The sequence below is a fragment of the Pseudomonas batumici genome, assembly GCF_036585405.1.
Lineage (GTDB): Bacteria > Pseudomonadota > Gammaproteobacteria > Pseudomonadales > Pseudomonadaceae > Aquipseudomonas > Aquipseudomonas batumici.
In genome coordinates this window covers 1398793-1420763 of record NZ_CP144470.1, presented here as the reverse complement: position 1 = coordinate 1420763, position 21971 = coordinate 1398793, and the positions used below count along the sequence as shown (strand labels likewise).

Below are 21971 nucleotides of genomic sequence, written 5' to 3'. Positions count from 1 at the left end.
AATCACGCATATGGGCCAGTGCATCGTAGAAAGGTCTGACTGCATGAGCAGGGCGGACCGAGATCATCATCACAATCGCCGCGGGGCCCATGGCGCAAGGAAAAACAACATGGAAAATTTACGGTTTGCCGATGACCGGCCAATCGCTAAGCACGATCAGGATCTCCTCGGCCGATCGGGGTTTGCAAAGGGCCTGACTGAAGCCATGGCCAGTTGGAAAGACCAGGAGAGTCTGGTCATTGCGCTGATGGGGGCCTGGGGCAGCGGCAAGAGCTCGATCAAGAACCTAGTCGTTGAGGACTTTAAGAGCGTCCCCGGGCATGAGGTCATCGAGTTCAATCCGTGGGAGTGGGCCGGCCAGGAGAAGCTCAGTGCGACTTTTTTCGACGAGGTCTCTCTTGCCATTCAGAGAAAAGACAAGAGCAAGGAGGGCAAGCGGCTGGCCAAAGCCCTACGCCGGTATGGACGGCGGATCAACACCGGTGCGGGGGTGATCGATGGCATGGCCAAGTACCTGCCTATACTGCTCGGATCCGCGCTGACCGCGAGCTATGTCAGCAGTTGGGTCGCCAATCCCATGATGCAAACGGTACTGCATTTCGTTAGCGGCTTTTCGGCGATAGCGGCCGTACCGGCTGTGCTCAAAAAGGTTGCTAAGTTTCTGCAGGACCTAGCCGACAGTGCGGACAAGACGGCCAAGGACGACGAGCTCACCCTGAGTGAGATTCGCGGCGAAATATCCTCTCTGTTGGCCAAGCGAAATCACCCACTGCTGATTGTGATGGATGACATTGATCGCCTGGCATCGGATCAAATGAAGGCCCTGTTCCAACTGGTCAAGGGGAATATGCAGTTTCCCAACGTGGTGTTTCTCTTGCTGTTCCAGCGCGATGTTGTTGAGGAGGGGCTCCAGCGTGCCGGTTTCAATGGGGCCGAGTATCTTGAGAAAATCATCCAGGTGCCGTTCAGCGTCCCGGTTCTTCCCGCCTCAAGCCTGGAAAAGGTGCTGTTTCAACGGTTGGACTCGATCCTCGCCGCAGAACCGCAATTGGCCGCACACTTCGACTCAAACTATTGGGCCGGTGTCTACCGGCACGGTATGAAGCCGTTTTTCCAGAACTTGCGTGATGTTTACCGCTACACGTCCACGCTTACGTTCCACTGCCGATTGCTGCGGGGAGGAGACGTGGCGGAGATCAACCCTGTGGATCTGTTTGCGCTGGAGTGCTTTCGGGTTTTCGCTCCGTCCAGTTACGAAGCAATAGCTCAGAGTAAAGAGCTGCTGACCAGTAGCCAGCAGGTGATGTCCCAAACACAAGGCGAAAAGGAGCGCATTAAAGGGCTGATCCAGCAGATGGTGGAGCGTGCGCCACAGGAGTGTCGAGAGGGCACTGAGCAGACACTGAAACATCTATTCCCCAATTTGGACTGGGCATTCAATAACACTTCGTACAGTGGCTCCATGCGGAAGCGATGGATACGCGAATCGAGGGTGTGCTGCGGCGACTTCTTTGACCGCTACTTTGAATTAGGGCTACCAGTCGAAGAGGTCTCCAACTCACTGCTACATTCCTTGGTCCAGCAACTGACCGACGCGCAGCAATTTTGCGATACGTTGCGTGATTGCGACGAGACACGGCAGAAGGCGATTTTGGAACGGCTGGAATCCCGGATAGAGGAATTTCCAATTGAACATTCTGAAGCCGTTGTCGAGACGTTGCTGGAGGTTGGTGAAACCGTGATCGGAAGTGAATCATCCATTACGTCGATGTCCGCGCCAGCCCAGACGTTTCGCTTGTTGTTGTTCTTCCTGCAGCGCCACAACGAAGCTGCCGTACGTAGCGAGCTACTGTCTTGCGCTTTCGAGCAAGTCAAAGGATTCGCTGTGCTCGAACGTGTCCTGATGTCGGAGTCCTCCGCCCGGGAAAACTCGGATATCACCGATCTGGATGACGTCGGCTTCGAAGCGCTAAAACAAGCATTTACTGAAGCCCTGTTGGTGCACGCGAACCAGGAGCCCGAAGCGTTTCTTGCGCATTGGAACTTCGTTTCCTATGCATATCGATTGAATCGGTTTGCGGACGGGGCGGGGAAAAATTGGACCAACCAGCATGTCACAACCATGGAGCGATTTCTTCTGCTGGCTCGTTCGGTCGTAAACAAGGGGACGTCCTACGGCGGCGAGGTTGCGTCTAACTTCTACTTTGTGCGTATCGCGGTGGTCGACGATTTGTTTGGAATTGAAGCATGTAAGGGATGGCTTGCCCAGGTCGACCGCGCCGCGCTGACCGGATCTGAAAAACAAGCCATTGAGCTTGTCGAGGAAGCAGTGGGAAGGCACGAGCGGGGCGAGAAGTCGGACTATGACTGAAGTGCAGTCGCGAACGCATGACAGTTAGCGGCATGGGTGTTGGAGAACAGCAACACCTGAGCCAGCCACTGCTTTGGGATTCTTATCTCGGTCTGAGTAGGTGTCAGGCAATCGCCTAAGGGGGCGGCGATTGAACCTCATACTCAAATGAACGGGAAGTCTCACTTCCCGTTCTGCTCTCGTTTGAAAGCTGTCAGCCTCTGACGCTGACCACCTGCTTATCCAGCACAGAGTCCATTTTTAGCTGTGCCAGTTCAATCAGGTGCACCACACCCATCGCCACTTTGCGGTTCGAACCGGTTTGGTTGTCGGCGTGCTCATAGGCTGTGGCTGCAGCGGATTGCAGAATCGAGTAGATGTTGGCCAGGGCGTCTTCCTGGTTCCCGGGTTCAGGCAGATGCTCATGCAGTACGGTGACAGGGGCAGGTTTCGAGACTGCATCCGGACCGAGGTTGTAGTGAGACAAAGCCCGGTCGGCGATACGAGGGTCAATGCTTTCAACGTTGGAGGTTGCGGGCGGGTTGGGGGTAGGCTTGAACATAGTACGAGGTACTCCAAGTGCATGTTTTGGAGCCGTCACCATCGCTACCAAACGATTTAAGGGTGGCGGCCGTACGCAGGTTGGTAGACCGGTGCACTAGGAACCCGGCGCGTCCGCGGACGCCCTGCGCACGACCACCATAAAAGCAGAGGCCGAAAAAAAGCGCCTTGCTCAAGGTGGCGCTTTGCGCCTAGTTACACCGAGGGCTACCAAACCCTGTCACTGATATGCAGTGATAACTCGAAGATAGCCACCGGGGCGGGCAGGCGCAAGCGGTCAGGATTTTCTAGGAAATTTCAGTCAAGGGAAAGAGATATATCTTGCATGTCGCGCGCGAGCCCCTCATCGAGGGGCGAGTAAAAAACTATTATTGTCGGGAGATGCAGTGGATACAGGCTCTGAACTGAGATGGGCGTGCTCGTAGGGGGGAGTTCGGTCTACGTTGGGTTCAAGGGGCACGTCGAGAGAGTCGTCCTCGAGAGCGTATCCCGAAGTGGGATGATTCGGATGCTCACTTTTTGCCGGAAGGGGCTAGCGAGTATTGGCCGCTTTCGGCCGATTCTGTTGAAAAAGTCGGTTTCGGTTTCCACGGCAGAAAAGTACGCCTCTGAGATTGAAATCTGTGTTCTGAGCAGAAGGTTCCGGACTTAGATTTCACGTGACAGCGGGCAAAAGTGGCGTTTTCACCGTTCAATGTATGGACAATCAGTCCAGGTCGACTTTTTCAACAGAATCGGCCAATAGCAGACTATTAGTGCATGACGTTGCGCGCTTGCATCAAAATTTTTGATGCTGCTAGGAAGCTATGGGAGGTTCAGCAATCTAGGATCCTGCTATCCGCTTGCTGAACCCAGATGGTACTTAAAGCATAAATTTAGCGATTGCGGCCTGTGACTCTACGACCGCTCACGGACACAAAACTGAGGTGAGCTAAATAGGCTGGCCATTGGCTATCATTATCGAGATCCGTAGGATAGGATCAAAAACTAGAGAGCACTATGTTGCTTCGGTGAGTACATCCGAGACCGTTTCTGGACATCTGCGAAAGCAGCAAGCCCTTGATTGATAATGGATTGATTACTTATGAAATTAACCCTTTTGCGTCCTTACAAATCACTAAAGACGTTTGAAGATATAGAGTTGCCAGACTTCACGATCATCACAGGAACTAATGGCGCAGGTAAGAGCCAATTATTGAAGGCCTTGGATGAGGGGGCCCTATCAATCGAGGGAATCGCACATTCACCACACAACCGATTGATTCGCTTATTTGATGCGACGACGTTGGTTCCTACAGATACAGGAGCGTTCGTAAGCTTTCAGAGCAAACAGGAAAGAGATGGGATATGGAATCACATATCTAGCTTGATCAACAGCGCAAGGGTAGGAGTTGAAGCGTACATGCTTCAGTGGTCCGAACTTTCTAAGCTGGATTTAAAAAAGCTAGCAATACTAGAACCATCAGACCTACCTAGCTATGGCATCCAACCCGATCAAGTTGAAGCGGTGCATAAAAATATTAAAAGTAATTTAGCTGCCAATAGTCAAAACATTGCATCACAATTTAGCTCGAATAACCCCGCAATTAACTCAAAGCTTATTGAAAAAATTACAGCTAGCTGCGGCATTCCAATCGTTGCGTTCGATATGGATTTATTCTATGAGCACTACCCAATGGCCTGGCAGCCCGTAGAGTTATTTCAACAATCGTTCGCAAGGCTTTTTTCAGAATATCAAGCAACTTTTGTAGCAAATGAAGTCAAGGCCTATCGCCGCGACATTCGTGGTGCCAACGTACCAGTATTAACCAAGGAGGAATTTTTTGAAAAGTATGGATCACCGCCTTGGGATTTCCTGAACGATATTCTAGAGGCAGCCAGTCTTTCGTTTAGAATCAATCAGCCCGATGAGTTTGAAGAGCGCCCTTACGAGCCAATACTCACAGACTTGGTTACTAATGCACAAGTGAAATTTAATGATCTTTCGTCGGGTGAAAGGATTTTAATGTCATTTGCGCTGTGTTTATATTACACGAGAGACTCGGGAGACAGAGTTAACTATCCGCTAATACTTCTTTTTGACGAAGTCGATGCTCCTTTACACCCGTCAATGACAAAGTCACTTCTTGATACCATTCAAAAGGTATTAATTGGCGAGCGTAAAATAAAAGTAATTATGACTACCCACTCCCCTTCGACTGTAGCGCTCTGCCCGGAGGAGGCTATCTTTATAATGACGAAGGAAGGGCGTGGTCGGCTTAAAAAAACCAACAAAGACAGTGCGCTATCTTTATTGATGTCGGGGGTGCCAAGCATAAGTATCAGCTACGAGAATAGACGTCAGGTTTTTGTAGAAAGTCATCTTGATGTCCAGTATTATGATCATATTCTTCGAAAAATTAAATCCAGGCTGCATCCTGCGGTATCACTAAGCTTTATTGCATCCAGTGATTCAAAAATCGGTGGGTGCGTTCATGTTAAAGATATTGTAGGGCAGCTATCCAAGCATGGAAACCCCACAATCAGAGGCTTGATTGACTGGGATACTACTAATCAGCCAAGTGATAAAATAGTAGTTCTTGGTCATAATTTTCGTTATTCTATAGAAAACTACATTTTAGATCCCTTGCTAGTAGCGATGCTACTATTTCAAGATAAGAGCGTTGAAAGAAGCGAGCTTGGATTGGGTGAGCATGAAGGGAGCGCTGACATATTGAAAATGGCTCAGCCGCGACTGCAGCGCATTGTAGACTATATTGTTGATACGGTTTCGTGTGGAGCATCTGACGCTGAATCCGTAAAAATTAAATGTGAGTACCTCGGTGGCCAATTTGTACTCCTACCCAAACCATTCATGTTAATGCAAGGGCACGGCTTTGAAGACTTGCTGAAGTCAAAATTTGAAGGCTTGAAACGTTATCACAGGACTAACGACCTAAAAGCAACAATTTTGAAACGTGTCGTTGACGAATTCCCGTCACTTATTCCACTTTGCTTGCTTGAAGCATTTAGAGAGCTACAGGAACCAATTTAAACTTAAAAGCCACCACCTCATATACTTTCTTTGTATGAAAAGGTGATAGATTTATTTTTACCCTGATTATCAGCTTTTGGCTGAAGGTTACCTATGGGGGGAAGAAAGCCGAAGTCGGATTCTGCGTAAAATAAATCTGTCCCGCTTTTCGCAGGCGGTTGGTCGGGGTGTAAATTAAGTTTGTATTTAAAAGATGGCCGGCTTTCGGCAGGTAAGGAGTGATTTGCTATAATGCTTTTTAGGTCTGTTGATATTCTGATTGGCTTCAACTTCATGGCGTCGATGTTGGTTGTGATTTTTGGCACGCTTTCGGCAATCTATGTGTTCGTGCTTTATGTGGGAGAGAAGCGAGACAAAGACCTTTCGCATTATCTGTTTTCCAGAAGGCATCGCCTAGTTCTTAGATGTTTTAATTTGCCGGGTGCTAAGGTTGCCATAATAACGGCCTCGCTCTGCGCGTTGATAATTCTATCGCTACTCTTGTTAGATATTCACCAGCAGCTAAAATTTGGGGCTGGTTTGAAATCAATAGCTTGGCATAGCTATCTTTCTATCTGGATAGTAATTGGTCCTGCAATTTTAGGGGTTGTTGTTCAGGTTGGTTCGGGCGACAAAGGTATGGTATTGCCTATCGGAAATAAGCTGGCGCTAAGCGTTGATAAGGGAAACTCGTTGGCAATCCACTTGTCGGAGGAAAAGCCGAACATAAAAAATGTCATCGCAATACTACCTCCAGTGGTGAAGGACTTAAGGGCGCGTGGAATAAAAGATCCTCTAGTCTTCAAAAGCTGGCTTTTTGTATCGCAGCTTGATCGAAATGACAAAAGTGTCAAGCAGATACGTGTGTATTTCAAGCGTGTGCAATGGCTCAGCCGACTAATCGACTGCTTACCTTGGAGTGCGCCAAGCAAGGAAAGTGTATTGCGCAAATTTTTTACCTTGGTAATACCAACTGCGACAGCTCCCTTGTATGCACTCGTTTTCTGGATGCCTATGAAGCGCTGCTTGACAAAATTACCTGGTGCTAAGTTGCGGGGGAAAGCGCAATTGCTGATGGCGAATCTTAAAGATCAAACAGGTGGCAGGATTGAGCTGATATTGCCTAGGCCAGTTTCCCCCGCAATGGTTGTCAGTTTGGGTGTAAAATTGCCAGCCATTGCTAACAGTTTTGGAGGCAAGCATGGAGGGTTTATTCTACATGTGGACTAATTGGTGGTCCTCTCATTAAGATTTCATCCGTATTCGGCAAGTGGAAAAATAGCTATGGGTTTGTTTAAAACGCTTTTCAAGCGCAAACAAACGGAGTTGAGGCTTAGAGAAGCTACAGAGGAAGATCTAGTGATGGTTCGTACTCTACTGGTCATGGAGGCGCGCAACGGTCATTTTTCTGGTCTGTCTACGCCTACGGACGTTGACTCATATATATATATCAGCTAAAAGCATCGATGAGCGATATGAAAGCGGGGAAGCAGATCGGTATTTTTCTCCAAACACTCGCTATTGGTCATGAGTCTGTGGGTTTTGTAATTCTACGGGCGTGTCCGGAGCCAACTGAGCTATAACGAAAAGGTGGCGGATTTATTTTCTGGCCTGTTAATCGACCCGGAGTCTGGCCAGACTATTGTCAAACGAAATCCTGGCATACCCTGCGCAGCACTCCGGATACATCACTAATCACTTCACCGCAACGTTGTACGAAGGCATCGTCGACTTCGATAAGGGTCGATACCTCGGAAACGTCACCCTCAAAGAAAAAGTCCTCATCCGGAAGCTTCACGCGGAATGGTAGCCTCTGCGCTTTAGCTACGAGCGTGTCATAGCTGCGACCTCTTCCGTGTTTGAGCACATTGATGGCTGCCGCTAGGTCCAGGAAGTTTTCTTTCAGGTTATTTTCTCCATGCTGGTCCAAGATAGCTTCCGTCTCGCGGAAGCCATCTTTGCAATTTAAACGGTCTTGTAAGTTGGCTTCAAAGATCGAGAACATTCCAACCGCCAAAATCACTTTCTGCAGCTGTATCATCTGGAGCGCTTTCACGAGTGGGGTGGCGGCGCTCGTTTGCAGCGCTTCAACCGTTCTCTCGTTTGCATTCCGCAGGGCTTCAAGGGTAAAGGCCGCGCAACGGTAGGCGAGCTCGTCAAAATCGTGCATGGGTCGTCTCCCGTATTGTTACATTGCTGAAGAGTAAGTTGCCCAACCGCTGCTTGCAGGAGCAAGCCTGGGCGCGTGAGCGCGCGCCCAGGTACCGCTTCAGCTGGATCGAGGTGTTAGTGCTGCCGCTGTGCTTTGGCCCTGTTCTGCCGGGTATCGCGTTTTTACTGGGTATATTGCTCTAGTGCGCCGAAGATAACTGGCGCAGTGCCGAACACCATTGGCGCAGTCGGCGCACAACGAGAAGCGTCGGCGATCATCGAGTTATCCCTTCATACACCACGTCGATAATCTCCTGTGCCCCTCGCGCGCCCAGTCATCACTCGGTGTTATCGTGAGTTGCGCTGGCGGTTTTTTTCAGGCAGCTGTTACCTCAGGAAGAACTGCGCGAATTGCTTGGTGGAGTCGGTCGTCGTGTGAGCTTTGGATAGCCCGCGTAACCCAAGCGGTGAACACCTCGATCTTCCAGTTACGCAGGTGGGCGGAAGCAAGCGCTAGGAGCGGCTTCTTGCGATCGTATACGGCCAGCAGTGAGGCTAGATCGCCTGCGGCGACAGCGGCGGTGATTTTCGTCTTCATATCGGCTGCAAGTGCTACGACGTCCAGTTCCGTCGTCCGGGCCGTGTAACTGGCAGCTATGGCCGCGATGGACTTGTCCGCCGAGAGGTCGACCTGCTTAAGCATCCTGTCGATGCGTCGGCGGCAATAGCCAAGGACGACCTCATTCACATTTTCCTCTATCCGCGCATCGTCGAGAATTGCATCCTTCAACTTGGCAAGCTTCGTTTCTAGGTCGTCTCCTTTGAGCTCGTTCATTTCCAGGATTGTGCGCGAAACGGCCGGCAGTAATAGAAGATTCTCAATCTCCGAAACGGGCAAAATCTGGATGCCGTTGCCGGCGAGACTGGCACGGTCGGCTTCGTCGTGACCGTCCGCATCAACTAATCCAGAGCATTGAATCCGGGTGAATGCTTCGTTGCGCCGCATCGTGACGACCGAGTGGATCACGGCTTCACACCCGCCGCGCGGCACCACTGTCCACCCGGGATAACATGCGCGGTAGAAGGCAAGGTCGAGGCTGCCCTGCTCACCTTCGACGAAAAGGACCGGCTTGCGACTACCAAGGATCAGAGTGACGAGTTCTTCGCTGAAACCCTCCGCCTCGGGTACGTTTTCGATGACCCAGCCAGTGTCGGGCGCGTAGCTTCGCATCATGTACTTTCTACCTGCTCGCGATGCAGCAAACTCCAGATCGTGCGTGATTAGGAGAAAAGCGCAGTCGGGCCGCGCGGCTTCTAGCTCGTCCCATAGGCGACTGAGGATAGAGCGATGAACGTGAATTTCAGGCTCATCCATGATGAAAATCGAACTTTGGTCGGCAACCAGTACCTGGCCGATAACGTAGAAGACAGCTTTTTCACCGTCGCTCATCTGCGTGATGCTGTACGGCTCGCCTGCCGTATTGTCCTTAAGGGCGCAGGCTGTGATGTCATCCGCCGTTATTTCTAAGCGGCGGGTTGGCAAGACCCGATGGTATATCGCTTTCAATTTCCGCATTAGTGTATCACCGCCCACGAACGGGGCGCCGTCAGTAGCCGCGTTGAACGCCTTCACTGCGGTATTAGCTTGTTCCGCGAAGAGCACTTGGAGCAACGCGCCGGCGTCATTGAGTATGAATCGCGGTTGAGTGTTACCCCAACGGCCAGTGTTACGGGTAGTTAGGAAGGGTCCGTAGTCGGTCGGCTTGCGGGCGCCGTAACGGAGTTGGCTTCGTGCGTACTCTTCAGTGGTTTTTTCAACCTCCGGGTCGAGCGCAAGCATCCGCTGCGCCGAGATGCGGTGCGCATTGGCTTCGAGCTGCCTTTCGCATTCAATCGCTAACTTTGTTTTTCCACTACCGTTCGCGCCGACAATAATTGTGGACAAACCCGCACGAAGCTCGATCGGCAGAGCTGCGCCTGTAACTGTGAGATCAATCGAGAGCGGCATCCATTCATCCTGAAAGGGCTGATTTCTGGAGATCTTAAGACACCATGACGAGGGCGTCTATTGAACCTTTGGGGTAAGTTAAAGCTCGCAGTGCAGGATCGAAGTAACGCGGGATCGCCCATTGGTCTATCGCTGCTGACCGCCTCGGGCGGCCGCTATCATGAGTTTGATCCAGTTGTTACGCACGAATGGGCACGCTCTGTATGCCTATCTCAAAGTTGTGCTGATGCTGTCGGCGCGATGGGCCAGCGAGATCGCGTAACTGCCGCCACATCAGTGGGGGCCAGCCGGAGTTAGGCAAGGTGACTTGGGCAGACGCTTACCTTTGATCGGACTGACCGTTATTTGATCAAGGGCTTGGTTTGCGTTGGATGCCGTTGTCTGAGCCTGTGGAAGGTGTACAAGACTATGAGCAGAGCTCTGAATTGGAAAAAGTGGTTCAGCAATCGGAAGGTCGTGCGAGGTTGTCCAGATAGACAGCCAGATCTTGGAAGCCAGCCCCGCTGAGAATGTTCGATATTTTGACTGATCTGTTGTTCTCCTTCGGCAGCATCAGCGCTCGTTGTTTGGTATAGGGAAAGGGGAGTGGCACCTCGGAGTAGGGCGCCTTGTAGTCTTTAATTGCCGTATGCAGGGCGTTGGCTTGTTTAGGCTCGGAGGAGACAACATACATATCGAAATCACGGCGAAGACAGGCCAGGGCTGCTGGATTGAGTCGATAGGTTCGAAGCCGGCCATTTAGTCGAACAGGCACATTTAGCTGTTCTGCTTGGACTATGGCTGCCGCGAGGTGGTGTGAGCCGTCGATATTCTCGATGAACACTCTTCCATCCCATGTCCATCGAGAGAACGAGTGTGGCTCATTGTCCTGGAGAATGCGTCTCTCAGCATGTGCGAGATTTTCCTTCAACTTTTCGGGAGTGACTGGGGTCAGCAGGCCCGGTGCCATAAGCTCGACGAAAGCCTTCAGGTTAGAAAAAGGGTCATACATGTCCTTGGATGCAGCGAAGCCCTGCACCTCCCGTAGGTCGCATTCCCAGTTGTCTTGCTCCTCACTGATGACCAAGGCCGATAGATGGTCATTCACCTGGTTCAACTCGCACCAGCACATATTGACCGGATCGTATAGCCAAGATAAGAGTTGGCCCTTGGTCCCCCATAGTCTCCCCTCGCAGCCGAACTTCTCCCAATTAACGACGTCACTTTTCCAGATACCGTGTCTTATCTCGCGGATTACGGCTTTCTGCAGGGGATCGTTGGTGAGGAGGGTGAATAAGCGGAACGATGGAGTATTCAGGTGTTTATGCACGAGTCGCGTGAATTTTTCAATGAACATTGTCGCATCCTGGATGACTGTTACGCGGGCCGCCTCCGGCTATCGCAGCTAGTTAGTTTAACGGTAAAGGAGTGAAGGGCGGAGCGGAAGTTGGGTAGGGAATTGCGAAGCGTAGGTAAGCTATTGTGGTTCAATATTGGACACCGCTGGTCGTATGGTCGATCACCATTGGTGAAAGAGACTGCTGCTAGGTAACTACCTGGAGGCGTATGTGCTGTTTGTGCAGGTAGAGGTTGTTGAGAACGGCTCGTACGGCAGGAAAGGGTAGTGGACGATCAAGGCGGTGGCGCGATTCCCCGGAGCGGGAAGCCTGGCTTCCCATTCAGCAGTGAGCGCTATCAGCGACTCGCGTTGTAAGCCGCTTAATCAGGCATCCCGAATGAGTTTGTCGTTAGTGGCTTGGAAAATACGGCTGGTGACGAACCCAATGTCACAATGGTCGCAGTAAAAACCGCCCACCAGCTGTTGCAGCGGGGGCTCTTTCAATAGCTCAGGTTTGCACTCATCAACGGCCAACTGATCCACACGTTGATAGCCTGCTCTTTCTTCCCCGTTAAAGCGCTGCTTGGGGCTAGCCGCGCCTATCAGCATTTCCTTCGGTCGAACGTGTTGAGCTGATCCACAACGTGGGCAGGGTTCAAGGCTGTGCTGCATGACATGACTCTATGTGAGAGGGCGGTGGCGTTGTGGGGCGATGATACTGGTAGGTTCAAGGCGTCCGTTGGGCATCGTCATTCCAAACGCCGATTAATCGTTTCACGGTTGGACAAGCAGCTCGCGCTTCACTTGCTTTGCTATCGCGGCAAAGCCCTTTCCCGTACCACGGTTGCTGGTCGAATAGTCCTGGTGGGCGGAGACATCTTCCCAGCGATCCACCGATTCAATCTGCTGGTGAGTGCTGTCTGTATCGATTTCGAAGGCTATAAAGCGATTTGCCTGGTTGAGCAATAGCCCAAACAAACGCGGCATCCCGGGGAAATCGACTTCGAGCTTGAGGACGATAGTTTCTGACCAGTTAACGCCTTGGGTCTCGCCATAATGAGCCAGGGCAGCGGGAACACCAACATCCATCCAGGCTTTCGCGGTGCGCATGAGCCAATAGGCACTGACGGCGTTCTGTTCCTGTACGTTCAACTGCCTTTTTTTGAGGAGGCGTTCAATGTCCATCACGATCCTTCGTATTGCTTTGGTTGCAGGATGCCAATGCCTTTGCGTGTCTGCAAACGGTTGACCACGATCGTGCTGTCGGCTTTGTCATCTGACCAGAGCATGGAGACCCACAGAAGTCAGTTATCCTTCTCCACGGTGAACAATTTTCGGGACGCTGGCGATGACCTTAGAGGTTGTAGAAATTGACTTGAGCGAGGTGACGAGCTCAAGCGAACTCCACTCCATCTTGAGTGAGGCGCTCGGGTTCCCCGGCTGGTACGGCGGTAATTGGGATGCTTTCTGGGATGCCATTACGGGACTTGTCCCAATGCCTGCGCAGCTGAAAATCTCAGGGTGGGAGAGCTTTTCCAGATGTTTGCCTGGTGATGCGAGGCTCATGCAGAAATGCCTTGCCGACATGAAAGCTGAGTACCCAGAGCGGGCATCAAATGTGGTGTTCGGCTAAGCGATTTTTTGAGCTGGCCCCGGTGGAGACCGAGTCCAGCAATTTTAAGAGGAGCTCTTATTCCGTCGACGCGCCGTACTTACTCCAACCTGTTCAAGGCCCAGATCGACCAGGAGTGCACCTAGCAATTCAATGACTTTCACTTTCACCACTCGGATCTAACTTTTCAATCAACCTGGAAGGCAAGCACGGTCTAAGCTCCCCGGCAGACCGAAGCTAAGAATCGATTGCCGCGTCAGTGAACGCGCCGCCACGGTCGAGGGCGACACGGCATGGCAAACATGGCCTACCATTCCGTGGCGACCCGAGCCCCTCCAGAGACCCCGGGGCCACCGCCTATCGGGTCCCGCTCGATAGCCTGCATCACGTCTATGCACAGTTGGCACAGATGCGCGTACAGCGCGGGAGATAACAGCATGGCACTTTTATTCAACCTGCCTCGTACTGCCATCAGCAACAATTTCATTCAGAAAGGACCGACCTGCTGGTATTACGCAGCAAAAATGCTGGTGGCCATGCATAACCTGCGTGGCACGGCCGCCTTCGAGCAGCAATGGAAAGGGCTGCATGAGGTGCGCAAGGTCATCAGTGAACTCAGTGCTGATTCGCAATTGGGCGGTGACCCCAGCGAAGACCTTGACTGGCTGCGTGGCCGTCTGGGTGCGACGCTGGGCCAGCATCACCAGCTGATTACCAACGTGGAACGGGCCTATGCTTTGCCCCCCGGTGTGTTCAGCGATCACGAGCGGCGCAAAAGCGTTACCATCCTGGAGCGCGCGCTAGGCATAGACCTGGCCAAGGCCCGGCGTGAGCAACAGGCAATCATTCAAGCTCGTGATCATATGACGGCAGCCAACAGCATGAGCCGCCATTATCTGCTGGACACCTTTATGCCTGGCGTCTTTGTCAGCGGCACACTGGCACTTGCTGACTGCACGCTGGAGAGTATTGAAGCCAAGCTAAGAGCCACCGGCCCCTTCTATGCCTCGGGCGATGTCTGGTCAAGCCGGGAAAACCGTCGAGTACGCAGCGGTCCGTCGACCATGATTCCTGTCGACAGCCGGGTCGAAGTAGCCACTATGGCGGTGGACTCAGCACATGCTGTGGTCGTGGCCGGTATTGTCGGCAAACATCTGTACTACAAGGACCCCAACAACTCTGCAGAGGTACGCTTCGCCAGTTTTGAAACCTTCAAGACCGGTTGGGGACGTTCTGGAAGCTGTGACTTCATTGATGTGCTGTGCCCCAACCGGGCAGGCGGTCAGACAGGCGGTTGTGTTCACACGGCAGCGCTTGTCCTGCACGATCGCTGAGTGGGGTTACTCCTCTTCCTAGGCATGTGGGCCTGCTCCTTCTGCATAGCCCACTTCGACAAAATGGCTGGTATTCTCCCTGGCTCCTCGAGAGCGGTGATGACGTTAGGGAGCCGCCTCGCACACACGTCGAGATTGATCATCCCAGCAGCCCCCCTGACAACGTAGAACAAGGTTTTGGAGGCTAGATGGTTGCAGGAAGCAATTCATTTATTTGTCCAGTGTGTGGATACGCTGAGCTCGATGAGCCTCCGTATGATGAGTTTGGTAGCTCTTCGTTTGGCCTATGCCCATCCTGTGGGACACAGTTCGGATACGATGACGCAACGTCAGCTCATATCGATTTGCGGAAAGTATGGATATCTAAAGGGATGCGTTGGTGGAGCACAGCTCGAGCTATGCCGGTTGGCTGGGACCCAGTAAGGCAATTGGGGACGGTCGAAAGGTGCAACGACAATTAACGCGGTACCGGCCGGTGAGCATCACCACAAAAACCTGAATGCAAAAAACCGCCTACCCGCCTGAAAAGACGGGTAGACGGTCAGTTGGCCTCAGTCAAACCGAGGCAGGGTGGGTTCAATGGGCAGGAGCAGATAGGTGAATCGCCTGTCTGCCGACGTGATGATCCAGAGCTTCTTCGCCGCTCCAATGTCAACGTCGTATTCCGAGAACAAGCTGGCGCCGGTCAGCACCGCCCGTTCGTTTTTCAGTCTATCCGCCCCAGGTAACTCTCCCCAGTCACCGCAGAGGTGGCGGTCAAGATAGGTCGCTATGTCCAACAGGCCTTGTTGCACGAGCGCCTCTACGCCATAGGTCATCACGACTTCACCGAGAACAAAGAGCTCTCCAGGAACCCGCTTTTCAAGCGCCTCGGCTTCATGCCTGAGCATGAGCGTCAGCACATGCAATTCTTCTTCCGTACGGTCTACGACCAGACGCAGATCCAACTGAGTCAGCACCGATCGCTCACCCGTAGAGGGAAAGCATTTGTGGCTGAAGTCAAAGAACAACGGTTCATCATCCCACACCTTTTGGATGATGGCATTGCGAGCTGCCTGATGTACCGCGGTCAGGCGATAGCCATGCTCGGCGATGTTCAGTGGCCTTGCTATGTAAACACTCTCATTCCAGGCCCTCGGAGTAAAAACGACAGGCAGGTTGAGTAGTGCTTCCTGTTGCGGTGTCAGTGCATCTAATTTCATAGGTCTCTCCAGAAAAGCCCAAAACGGAGAGACACTGCGCCCGTACGGGGAGTGTTCCCCGCATGGGCAGAAATAGTGGTGTATCAGAGCAACGCGGACAGTGCCCACGTCTTGAAGCGTTTAAACCACAGGCCGATGCCTACCGGTAGAGCAGTACAGCTTTGGATCATAATGCTATTTGCCAACGAAGTAGTCGTAGGCTATTTTCCCCACTGCACCAACTATAGCAGTGACGATAAAGCCAAACTGCCAGTTCACGTACTTGAGCTTTGATCCGATCTCCTTGATGGATGCCTCTAGTTGGAGGCCTTGCACTTGGATAGCATTTTCAAGCTTTACCCCCATTTGGTTTAGTGTTGTTTCCTGTGCCTTGATTGCTGTGTTAGTTTGATGGGCTTGCTTTTCCATCGACATCCGGAATTCATGGCCTTGTGTTTCTATTGCAAGCCGAAACTCGCTGCCTTGCTCCTTGATTTCAGCGCGTAGCTCGCTGCTTTGTTTTTCCATCGCAAGCCGGAACTCATTGCCCTGCTTTTCTATTGACGAGCGAAGTTCGTTACCTTGGTCTTTGATTTCCGCACGAAGCTCAATCCCCTGGGTGATAATCGCTTGGCTGAGCGCGTTTATCTGCTCGCCGTGGATTTTGACCGTGTCGCTAACCTCTTTGATCGAGCCACGCAGTTCTCGACCCAGATCGACGGTTTTTTGAATCAGCAGTTTCTCCGCTCGTACGAGATCGGATTTCGTTGCTACGTTTCGCACTTCGGCCTCCCAAGCCTTTACGACGGCTTTGGCTTTTTCCGGTGGTACGCTGATGGCTGACAGCGCGTCATACACAGCCATAGATCTACTCATGGTGACTCCTACTCAATGAAATCGTGACGAGGAGGCACCACCTGACGGTAGGTCTCCGTCACGGTGGGGTTGCGGCATTCGATCGGCGAGAGTGTCGACGACTGTTCGCGCTTCCGAATGCTGGGCGAACTAGGGATGATCAATGTGCTATCTGCACACCGTGGCCTCGAAGATCACGACCACTTGGGAAGGTGCTGCCAACGACAGCGAACCAGGTCAAATCATCGATCCAAACTCACTGGCTGAGATAGCCAGCTACTTCCGATGAAAATGTAGGAAACGACCTAGCTAATTGCGCGTAGCTACACGTATGCCGCGCACAGCGGCATAGAGAGCGGGGGACTCTGTTCTCAGTTCTGGATGTGTTGTTCTTTTATCGCACGTGCTGTCACGGGGTGTGCCTCAGAAGGCGCCACGTCAGCATGCCTGCTTCGGTAGCGACACCGCTGTCCATAGCGGCGTCCTGGCATAACCCCAACCGTTCAATACCGCATAGGGTATTAGCGTGGATTTATTGGTGCGCGTCTGTTGACTCACATTGCGTCGTAGCAACCGAGATATCAGATGATGCTGGTGTCGGCGCAGACGACCCGGGCTTTGAGACTGGTTTAGTAACAGGCGCAAGAATAACTAGAAATAGCGCCAGTACCGCGCCTATATAGGTCAGCCACGACATGATAGTGAAAGTCCTTCGCTCTTTGACTCTCTCGTGCTCTTCACGAATTTTAAGCACTATGTCATCGGCGATTTTGTTGCGAAGCTCGCGATGTTGATCGACAACGGTTTTGCTGAGAGTGGCTATGCTCTCGCTCTGTTCTTTAATAGATGTGCGCAGATATCTAACGGAGGAATCTAACTTGTCGCCCTGATTTGAGATGTTCTGATTTAACTGGCTTTCAGTATATGAAAGATCATATTTTGATGCTGGATCTCGCACTTCGTCCTCCTAAGCCGTTGAGAGCGGCTTTGGTCTTGTAGGGTGGTTCATTGGTGACGGCTCACACTTGCAAAGGTCGGGCGAGCCTCAACCAATCAATGAACCGTCAGTACACGGTGGTCTTGAAGACGAAGCCACCTGGGAAGAGGTTGTTGCTAACCGTCATCCCGATCTAATAATCGAGCCAATCCCATTGACTGAGATAGCCAGCCATTTCCCGGGAGGTTGTAAGGAGATGCTTCGTTTGTCGCGTGCAGATGATCTGCTCTCTGCTGGAGAACTGAGCGAATTTTGACGTATTCCTGGAGAAAACAGGCGCCTCACAACTGATACATGCATTTCCTCTTCAATGAAGCGCTTTTTCTGACAGATGATCCTTCAGGGAAGCACTACATCATTAGGGGCGCCACAAAATTGAGCGGCTGTAGAGCGGAGTTGTTCGATGAATCATCGGATCGGTTTCGCAGGTTCGCAGAGGAAAGTGGCCGTCGGCCGCTCAGCCAGCACCGTCTATCGATCTCGAGATCGATAGCCGCTACAGGGAGAACAAACAAATGGATTTGGGGACAGATGCCACTGGCGATAACACCTATACGGATCAGCTCAAACTCAGCCCTGAGCAATCGATGAACCCTAGCTTTCTGCATGAACTGGCCTGCCGCATGGAAGACTGGACAGGTGTCGAGGTACTGAGTGTCCAGCGTGAAGGACACCGTGATGAGACCGACGGCTCGATGAAATATTGAGCTTGAAGACGAACGGCTTGTAAGTGAGGCCGTTAAATAATCATGGAACGGTGGAGGTACATATGACCCGTTGAATCTGGCTGTCGCCTCTCAAATTTTGGACAACATCAAAAATGGCCAACTGCGTAGCTGTCTGGCCATGGGGTTCGAAGAGAAGGATCTGAAAACCCTCATTGATCCTCGCAGCATGGGGACCTTGGTGAATTCACCCGTCCCTTGGTTCAAGGTCGCCGTGGATGGCACTGTCGTCCACCGGCTATTGGCCCATGCCTGTCACCGCGGTGATGAATGCGAGAGCGGTCCGGTAAAGAGCCCTTGGCGGTCTAGTCCTCCCTTTTTAGACGAAGGGTGTCGGATTTTTCCGCTTGAGCACCGTGGGCTTTGCGAAGCATCTCGCGTCTGTCACTTCCTGTGCACCTTCCGACTGACACGTCTGGGTCCCACCCTCGACAGAAAAATACAGCTGGACGTAATCCTGTTTTCTTCTGGAACCCCGCGCCCAAAAGGTCATAAAAGGAAAGGCGAAACGGAAGGGGCTAAGGGAAGCAAAACGAAGGGCAAAGGGCTTACCCGCAAAAGGTCATCCGTGCACTGAACAGCCAAAAGGCTCCCTCACTCCACACGGATGGCAGGCTGAATGTTCTGGCGATTCAAATTGAAAAAGGCGGCACGATCACCCTCAACGACGCCCACGCACCGGTCCATAGTGTCGCGAGACGGCCTTTCTGGTCACTCCAAAGATCTTTCAGCGTTACGCCCAGGAACACCCCCGAAACTGCGCGGATGGCCAAGGAGCAGGGGACCAGCGATTGGCGCTGGGTTCAACGCTGTTTTGAGAAATTGGGTCTGCACCACAAGAGTGAAGAGGGCCTGAATATCTGGGTCTGTGAGGTCAAAGGTCCACGCAAAACCCGAAGCATCAAAGGGTATCTGCTCAAGGACCCCAGCCTGCGCGCAGGGCTGAGAGGCTGATCGGTGTTGAGCCAGTCGCTGACTTCGATTTCGTCATTGATCATTCTTTCGCAAGGGGATGAGCCCCACCCGGTACCGGGCGAGGCTCAGCCGGGTTTACTTCAGGGCAACCCTGGGGAAGTCCAACGGAACATCCAGGGCGACGTTGATGTAGTTGGTGAACAGATTCAGCGCCACATGGGCCAAGAGCTCGACGATCTGCTCATCATCAAAGCCCGCTTCCCGCAGGTTCGCCACATCGGCGTCATTGAGCTGTGCTCGATGCTCGACCACCTTGAGCGCGAAGGTCAGTGCCGCATCAGTTTTACCATCGGTGGACAGCCCGACCTGCGCTGCCGACATGTCGGCGGCTGAGGCACCGGCCTTCTGGCCGAGCACCGTGTGGGCCGCCAGGCAGTATTCACAGCGGTTGCGATTGGCGATGGCCACGGCAATCTGCTCGCCCAGTTTTGCACCCAGCTTGCCTTTGCCCAATGCACCAAAGGCGCCCCACATGCTCTGCAAGGCCGCCGGCGAATTGGCCACGGCCTTGAACATGTTCGGGGTGGCATCGAAGACTTGCTGGATCTGCGCCAGAAACGGCTGGCTGGCGGCAGGGGCGTTTTGAGTTTGAATGCTGACACGGGACATGGCGATCTCCTAAGGTTGGGAAAACAACCGGCGAGGGGATGGATGGGTTAGCCCCGCCGGGTAACGCGAGGTCGCAGTATAAGAAGACGTTCTGTATGATTGGGATCAATACGTCCGCTAAACATACCAATTGGTTCATATGAGCAATCTGCCGCCTCTTGACCGCCTTTCCGGCATCCTCGAACGCTTCCGCGTCCAGGCCGAGCTGCATCACTCGGGGGCGCTGTGCGGGATCAGCCACTTCGACGCCCGCGACGGGCATGGTTACCTGCACGTGCTGCGTCGCGGTGAGCTGGAAGTGCACCATCCGGGCAGAGGTGAGTTGCCCGCCTCGATGCGTTTCGATGAACCGACCCTGCTGCTGTATCCACGCCCCGTTACCCATCGCTTCCACAACCCGCCCGAGGAAGGCTCCGACTTCACCTGCGCGCGGCTGAATTTCGACGGTGGCGCCTACAACCCGCTGGCACGGGCGCTGCCGGCGTTAGTGGCGATACCGCTGGCACGGGTGTCGGGTCTGGAGCTGGCGCTCGAACTGTTGTTTGCCGAAGTCGATCACGCGCGCTGCGGACAGCGTCTGCTGGTCGACCGGATCTTCGAAGTGGTGGTGATTCAACTGCTGCGCTGGTTGCTCGATCACCCGCAGGAAGCCGGCGTGCGCCCCGGCTTCATCACCGGGCTGTCGGATCCGCGCCTGGCCCGCGCGTTGGTGGCCATGCACCAGGCACCCGGGGAAAACTGGTCGCTGGAACGCATGGCCGCCTGCGCCGGCATGTCGCGCACAGCGTTCGCCAACCACTTTCGCGAGGTGGTCGGCCAGACGCCCGCAGACTACCTGGGCGACTGGCGCATGGCGCTGGCCCAAGGACGGCTGCGCGCAGGTCAACCGATCAAGCTGCTGGCGGAGGAGCTGGGTTACGCGAATCCGTCGGCACTGTCGCGGGCCTTTACGGCCAGGGTCGGTATGTCGCCACGGGGTTGGTTGGCGAAAAGCTTGGAGGAGGTGGGTAGCTGAAGGTCTTTTAGGGAGGAGGGGGCCGCTATCGCCCCAAAGCACCTGACCGTGACACGAGACCGGCTAATGGGTGTCCCCACTTTTCCATAGCCCGAGGTTTCGCTAATCGCGCAAGATCGCCTCACCGGTCCGCGGGTTTGTCAGGGTCACATTCTCCAGCGCTCGAATGCGCCAGATCTCGTCCTGTCTCGTCAGCACGGCGAGAATCAGCGTATCCACTACGTGTGGTCCGGCAGGGTGAGCGGCGCCGGCCGCCAGGCGACTCCAGAAATGTATGACTGCCACCCCGTCGGCGATATGAGCAATATCGATGAGTTCGTTCTGGAGCGTAGAGTCACGATAGATCGTTTCGTGAATGGGAACGTGGAGCGCCACGATCTCTTCAATGCCCCGGACATAGTGACCGAAACGATTCACGAACGTCGCCTCTTGATCGAACAGGCCACCGAGAGCCGCCATGTCGTGGCTGTTCCAAGCCGCTTGGAACGCACCGGGTGCATCTTCAGGTCTTTTCATCTTCGCTAGCCTTCAGTCAGTTTCTTTCCGCACCGACCGTCTGACCTCAGCCTGTATGGCATAAGCCGGCGCCTCCACAGCATTGAAATCTTGTGTATAGCGTTGGGCAAATCCTTCTACCCCCCATTCCTGATACTGCTGCACGTGCTTTAGTTCGTGAGCCCAGAGCGCAACGTTCTGTTCTGCGGTTTGGGCGTCCTGGAAGACTATGATGTCGATCAGCGTCACGGCCCCGACATCGGGGTTTTGCAGTATGGCATTGGCGGCACTGAGTTGGCTGTTGTCGCTGACTGTGTAGCGCGCGGCATCGAGGACGCTGGGGGTGTACCAGCGCAGCAGTTGCTCCCGGATGTGCGGTGGAATGGGGCGGGTGCCGGATTTGGCTGCTTCAGCGCGGGCTTGGGTCAGCCACAGCGCCAGGGCAGGTGCCGCGATCCGGTAGAGGCCATCAGGCAGGGGGCCGAGCAACGGTCCCAGGTCTGGCAGACAGATGCAGCTATCCAGGCACACTTGTTTTTCGCCAGCTGGGCAGGCATTGGTCTGGGCTGGGACTTCAAGCGTCAGGCAAAGCACAAGCAGCGCCACCAGGCGCGTGATGATGGGCGGCATTGGGCGCTCCAGGGGCGGATGCAGCGCGAGCAGTGGGGCACTTGATCGACGACCTCGCATAAGTTTTAGCGTAGTCCCGAACTAAGCGCTCCCAATAAGCGACAGACCACCTTTCCTGCGACTGCAAAGGTGACAGATTCAT

20 protein-coding genes are annotated in these 21971 nt (G+C 53.3%); 8 read left to right on the top strand and 12 right to left on the bottom strand.

Going from position 1 to position 21971, the window contains the following annotated elements:
• Nucleotides 1–109: 109 nt before the first annotated feature.
• Nucleotides 110–2371, top strand: a complete 2262-nt coding sequence (locus NUH87_RS06100) for a KAP family P-loop NTPase fold protein (RefSeq protein ID WP_338525213.1) — start codon at nt 110–112, stop codon at nt 2369–2371.
• Between the two features lie 193 nt (nt 2372–2564).
• Here NUH87_RS06100 and NUH87_RS06095 read toward each other — a convergent pair whose 3' ends face one another.
• Nucleotides 2565–2912 (bottom strand): DUF6124 family protein, encoded by a 348-nt coding sequence (locus tag NUH87_RS06095; RefSeq protein ID WP_338525212.1) that lies wholly within the window; start codon nt 2910–2912, stop codon nt 2565–2567.
• A 1083-nt stretch (nt 2913–3995) separates the two neighbouring features.
• On the opposite strand from NUH87_RS06095, the gene NUH87_RS06090 reads away from it, so the two are divergent.
• Nucleotides 3996–5945 (top strand): AAA family ATPase, encoded by a 1950-nt coding sequence (locus NUH87_RS06090; RefSeq protein WP_338525211.1) that lies wholly within the window; start codon nt 3996–3998, stop codon nt 5943–5945.
• Between the two features lie 231 nt (nt 5946–6176).
• Complete coding sequence (locus NUH87_RS06085; protein WP_338525210.1) at nt 6177–7154, top strand: hypothetical protein; 978 nt, start codon at nt 6177–6179, stop codon at nt 7152–7154.
• 415 nt (nt 7155–7569) lie between these two features.
• Here NUH87_RS06085 and NUH87_RS06080 read toward each other — a convergent pair whose 3' ends face one another.
• The 5 genes from NUH87_RS06080 to NUH87_RS06060 all read right to left on the bottom strand — a co-directional run bounded on the left by NUH87_RS06080 (nt 7570) and on the right by NUH87_RS06060 (nt 12586).
• Nucleotides 7570–8094 (bottom strand): hypothetical protein, encoded by a 525-nt coding sequence (locus NUH87_RS06080; protein WP_338525209.1) that lies wholly within the window; start codon nt 8092–8094, stop codon nt 7570–7572.
• Between the two features lie 357 nt (nt 8095–8451).
• A complete protein-coding gene (locus NUH87_RS06075) occupies nt 8452–10083 on the bottom strand; it encodes an AAA family ATPase (protein ID WP_338525208.1) in 1632 nt (543 codons plus the stop codon).
• 439 nt (nt 10084–10522) lie between these two features.
• On the bottom strand, nt 10523–11419 hold the full coding sequence (locus NUH87_RS06070; RefSeq protein WP_338525207.1) for a DUF6685 family protein: 897 nt from the start codon (nt 11417–11419) through the stop codon (nt 10523–10525).
• A gap of 366 nt (nt 11420–11785) precedes the next feature.
• Nucleotides 11786–12073 (bottom strand): hypothetical protein, encoded by a 288-nt coding sequence (locus NUH87_RS06065; RefSeq protein ID WP_338525206.1) that lies wholly within the window; start codon nt 12071–12073, stop codon nt 11786–11788.
• A gap of 102 nt (nt 12074–12175) precedes the next feature.
• Nucleotides 12176–12586, bottom strand: coding sequence for a hypothetical protein (locus NUH87_RS06060; protein ID WP_338525205.1), 411 nt, complete (start codon nt 12584–12586; stop codon nt 12176–12178).
• Nucleotides 12587–12749: 163 nt separating this feature from the next.
• Here NUH87_RS06060 and NUH87_RS06055 point away from each other — a divergent pair, with 163 nt between their 5' ends.
• Together NUH87_RS06055 and NUH87_RS06050 are read left to right on the top strand one after the other, a co-directional pair.
• A complete protein-coding gene (locus tag NUH87_RS06055) occupies nt 12750–13034 on the top strand; it encodes a barstar family protein (RefSeq protein ID WP_338525204.1) in 285 nt (94 codons plus the stop codon).
• Nucleotides 13035–13450: 416 nt separating this feature from the next.
• Nucleotides 13451–14347 carry a hypothetical protein gene (locus NUH87_RS06050; RefSeq protein WP_338525203.1) on the top strand — a complete coding sequence of 299 codons (897 nt, stop codon included), beginning with the start codon at nt 13451–13453 and terminating at the stop codon, nt 14345–14347.
• A gap of 551 nt (nt 14348–14898) precedes the next feature.
• On the opposite strand, the gene NUH87_RS06045 is transcribed toward NUH87_RS06050, so the two are convergent.
• The 3 genes from NUH87_RS06045 to NUH87_RS06035 form a co-directional block, all read right to left on the bottom strand.
• Nucleotides 14899–15549 (bottom strand): hypothetical protein, encoded by a 651-nt coding sequence (locus NUH87_RS06045; RefSeq protein WP_338525202.1) that lies wholly within the window; start codon nt 15547–15549, stop codon nt 14899–14901.
• Between the two features lie 174 nt (nt 15550–15723).
• Nucleotides 15724–16404, bottom strand: coding sequence for a hypothetical protein (locus tag NUH87_RS06040; protein ID WP_338525200.1), 681 nt, complete (start codon nt 16402–16404; stop codon nt 15724–15726).
• A gap of 511 nt (nt 16405–16915) precedes the next feature.
• Nucleotides 16916–17341 carry a hypothetical protein gene (locus NUH87_RS06035; protein ID WP_338525199.1) on the bottom strand — a complete coding sequence of 142 codons (426 nt, stop codon included), beginning with the start codon at nt 17339–17341 and terminating at the stop codon, nt 16916–16918.
• 554 nt (nt 17342–17895) lie between these two features.
• Here NUH87_RS06035 and NUH87_RS06030 point away from each other — a divergent pair.
• Entirely contained in the window at nt 17896–18087 is a 192-nt protein-coding gene (locus NUH87_RS06030) for a hypothetical protein (RefSeq protein WP_338525198.1), read from the top strand.
• Nucleotides 18088–18669: 582 nt separating this feature from the next.
• Nucleotides 18670–19059 (top strand): conjugal transfer nickase/helicase domain-containing protein, encoded by a 390-nt coding sequence (locus NUH87_RS31220; protein ID WP_422393925.1) that lies wholly within the window; start codon nt 18670–18672, stop codon nt 19057–19059.
• A gap of 96 nt (nt 19060–19155) precedes the next feature.
• Here NUH87_RS31220 and NUH87_RS06020 read toward each other — a convergent pair whose 3' ends face one another.
• Nucleotides 19156–19689, bottom strand: coding sequence for a carboxymuconolactone decarboxylase family protein (locus NUH87_RS06020; protein ID WP_338525196.1), 534 nt, complete (start codon nt 19687–19689; stop codon nt 19156–19158).
• 139 nt (nt 19690–19828) lie between these two features.
• Here NUH87_RS06020 and NUH87_RS06015 point away from each other — a divergent pair, with 139 nt between their 5' ends.
• Entirely contained in the window at nt 19829–20704 is an 876-nt protein-coding gene (locus tag NUH87_RS06015; protein ID WP_338525195.1) for an AraC family transcriptional regulator, read from the top strand.
• Between the two features lie 102 nt (nt 20705–20806).
• On the opposite strand, the gene NUH87_RS06010 is transcribed toward NUH87_RS06015, so the two are convergent.
• Both NUH87_RS06010 and NUH87_RS06005 read right to left on the bottom strand, forming a co-directional pair.
• Nucleotides 20807–21220 (bottom strand): SgcJ/EcaC family oxidoreductase, encoded by a 414-nt coding sequence (locus NUH87_RS06010; protein WP_338525194.1) that lies wholly within the window; start codon nt 21218–21220, stop codon nt 20807–20809.
• Nucleotides 21221–21232: 12 nt separating this feature from the next.
• The gene (locus NUH87_RS06005; protein WP_338525192.1) at nt 21233–21829 is read right to left on the bottom strand and encodes an eCIS core domain-containing protein; all 597 of its coding nucleotides are present in this window, start codon (nt 21827–21829) and stop codon (nt 21233–21235) included.
• Nucleotides 21830–21971 lie beyond the last annotated feature (142 nt).